Below are 2937 nucleotides of genomic sequence, written 5' to 3'. Positions count from 1 at the left end.
AAAGCGTGCGTATTGCCTGAAAACACAACCCGCTACGGGGGAGACTTACCCGAAATCTGATTTATTCAACAAAGCCGGGGAGAGCATGAAAATGATGGATATGAGCGGTCACGATCAGGCCGCAATGTCCCATGAAATGATGCAAAACGGCAATTCTGCTGCCCATCAGGACATGGCTGAAATGCATAAAAAAATGATGAAATCCAAACCTGAGAACACCCAAGAAACTGCTAAGCCATTTTCCGAAATGAACGAGCATGAGAAAGCCGCTGTTGTGCATGAGAAGGCGAATAATGGTCTATCTTCCGTTATTCATCAGCAGCAGGCTGAAAAGCATCGCAGCCAGATCACCCAGAATTAACCCGCAGCTCCACTTGTCAGACCCTCATTTGACGCCGAAGTCACTGGCTTACGCTCCCGTCCGGGAGCGTTTTTTTCCCATATATCAAACTTTAACTCTGAAGAGGTGGAAGTATCTGACCAACACTGTCACGTAACGCCAGATAACTACAAAAACACCTCAGGTGAACGTAAGCGTTAAGTGAGCGCCGTATTGACGGCTATTTATTGGTGAGATCTACGTTCCATGGCAGCAGTTCGGCCACTTTGTTGATGGGCCACTCCGGCAATACGCTCAGGATATGGCGAAGGTAACCCTCTGGATCGATACCGTTCAGCCTGCACGTTCCGATCAGACCATACAGCAGGGCACCACGTTCACCACCATGATCACTGCCGAAGAAGATGTAGTTTTTCTTGCCCAGACAGACCGCTCGTAGCGCGCGCTCAGCAGCGTTATTATCCGGCTCTGCCAGACCATCATCGCAGTAGTAACACAGGGCATCCCACTGGTTCAGTGCATAAGCGAACGCCTCGCCTAACCGGGATTTTTTCGACAGAGTGGCACTTTTCTCCACCAACCAGTCATGCAGGGATATCAGCAACGGTTAACTTCGGGACCGTCTGGCGGCCAGCCGCTGAGATGCCGGAAGGCCGCGTATTTCCTCTTCTATCGCGTATAACTCACTGATGCGCTTCAGAGCCTCCTCTGCTGTGGCCGTCCGGGTGCTGATATAGACGTCATGGATTTTGCGCCGCGCATGAGCCCAGCATGCCGCTTCTGTCAACGGGCCACCTTCACGCTCTGCGCTGAACAACCTGTCGTACCCTGCGAAGGCATCTGCCTGCAGCACGCCATGATAGTGCCGAAGATGTTGCTGAGGGTGTTTCCCCTGTCGGTCCGGTGAGAAGGCGAACCATGCCGCTGGCGGATCTGATGAACCCGCGCTTCTGTTATCACGGACATATGTCCAGATACGCCCGGTTTTCGTCTTCTTTCTGCCCGGCGCCAGCACGGGCACCGGAGTGTCATCCGTATGCAGTTTGCGGCAGTCCATCACGTAGTGGTAGAGGGCTTCATCCAGCGGGGCCATTAACCGGCAGCACGCATCCACCCAGTTGGAGAGCAGCGCACGACTCAGATCCACACCCTGACGGGCAAAGATTTCGCACTGGCGATACAGCGGCAGGTGTTCACAGTATTTGGCCGTTAACACGCGGGCCAGCAGACCCGGCCCGGCGATGCCCCGGTCGATAGGACGTGAGGGCGCTGGCGCTTCAACGACGCAGTCGCATCGGGTACAGGCCTTTTTCACCCTGACCGTGCGGATCACTTTCAGGGCGCTGGAGACCAGCTCCAGTTGCTCCGCGCTGACTTCGCTGAGATAGGCCATATCACTACCGCAACCAGGACAGCTGGTTTCAGCTGGCTCCAGTCTGTTTATTTCGCGGGGAAGATGTTCCGGTAACGGGCGACGATGACGGGACTGGCGCAACTGACGCGGAACCTGCTGATCATTGTCCCGGCCGTTGTAACGATCGCTTTGCTGCTCCTGCTGTTTCAGCAGGGCTTCGGCTTCTTCGACCTGCCGGCGTAGCTTTTCTGAACGGGTACCGAACAGCATTCGGCGCAGTTTTTCTATCTGAGCCCGCAGATGTTCTATTTCACGCTCTTCGTTCTCTATTTTCTCTTCTGCGCGGGCCAGCGCTGAACGCAGGAACGACTCAGTCTCAGCAACGAGACTGAGCTGGCTGTCTTTCTGGCGAAGCGCGTCTTCCAGCGCAGCGATACGGGCGAGATAGTCCTGACTCATGACCCCATTTATAATGCGGTCATGCGCTTTTTACAACATCGTCAGTGAGTTAAGGCGTGCAGTTTTAGGTTTCCGCCAGTCCAGCTTATCGAGGAGCATGGCGAGTTGTGAGCGGGTGATGGCGATTTTGCCGTCGCGTACAGCAGGCCAGACGAACTGTCCCTCTTCCAGACGTTTGGTAAACAGACACAGACCGTCAGCATCAGCCCAGAGGATCCTCACGGTGTCACCTTTACGACCACGGAAGATAAACAGGTGGCCGGAGAACGGATTGTCATCAAGAACATGCTGGACCAGTTCGCCCAGACCATTGAAGGACTTACGCATATCGGTGACCCCGGCAACCAGCCAGATACGAGTGCCTGACGGTAAGGGTATCATCGGCTCCTCCCGCTCAGCTCGCGGATCAGCGTTTTCAGAAGTGCAGGTGATAAATCCCCGGACAGACGCAGGCTGGCACCGCCGACAGTCACCTCGCATGTCATGGCCTCGCGGCAGGCTGGAGCGGCGGGTTCATAGTGCGGCTCAGCATGGTGTGACAGGACCATATCAGGCAGGACAACGGGGATAACAGAGTCTTGCTCTCTGATTGACCGTTGTATTTCATCGGGCAGAAGATGTCTGTAACGCTGGCGCCAGGTAAACAGCAGATTGTCATTAATTCCATTATCCCGCGCCAACCGGGCAACACAGGCTCCAGGCTGATATGAAGTGGTTTACTGAATTTGGCCACCTGAACAGAGGTGATATGCTCACCTCAGAACAACACAGGTGTCATAATGAA

The 2937-nt window shown here is 54.6% G+C and carries 2 protein-coding genes and 2 pseudogenes; 1 reads left to right on the top strand and 3 read right to left on the bottom strand.

All coding sequences use genetic code 11. The annotated features are described in order from the left end of the window. Positions 1-361, top strand: a 361-nt coding sequence (locus QMN93_RS25740) for a hypothetical protein (protein WP_223866222.1), incomplete at its 5' end; no start/stop codon positions are given. Positions 362-560: 199 nt separating this feature from the next. Here QMN93_RS25740 and QMN93_RS25735 read toward each other — a convergent pair. The 3 genes and pseudogenes from QMN93_RS25735 to QMN93_RS26305 all read right to left on the bottom strand — a co-directional run. Next, positions 561-2153, bottom strand: a pseudogene (locus QMN93_RS25735) (IS66 family transposase). Between the two features lie 30 nt (positions 2154-2183). Beyond that, a complete protein-coding gene (tnpB, locus tag QMN93_RS25730; RefSeq protein WP_016151369.1) occupies positions 2184-2534 on the bottom strand; it encodes an IS66 family insertion sequence element accessory protein TnpB in 351 nt (116 codons plus the stop codon). After that, a pseudogene (locus QMN93_RS26305) lies at positions 2531-2851 on the bottom strand (IS66 family insertion sequence element accessory protein TnpB); the annotation flags it as partial. The pseudogene QMN93_RS26305 and the gene tnpB, both read right to left, overlap by 4 nt. Between the last annotated feature and the right edge of the window lie 86 nt (positions 2852-2937).

The organism is Enterobacter sp. R-1.6.2 (assembly GCF_035064085.1).
Taxonomy (GTDB): Bacteria; Pseudomonadota; Gammaproteobacteria; order Enterobacterales; family Enterobacteriaceae; genus Enterobacter; species Enterobacter asburiae_B.
This window is presented reverse-complemented; position numbering and strand designations above follow the sequence as displayed.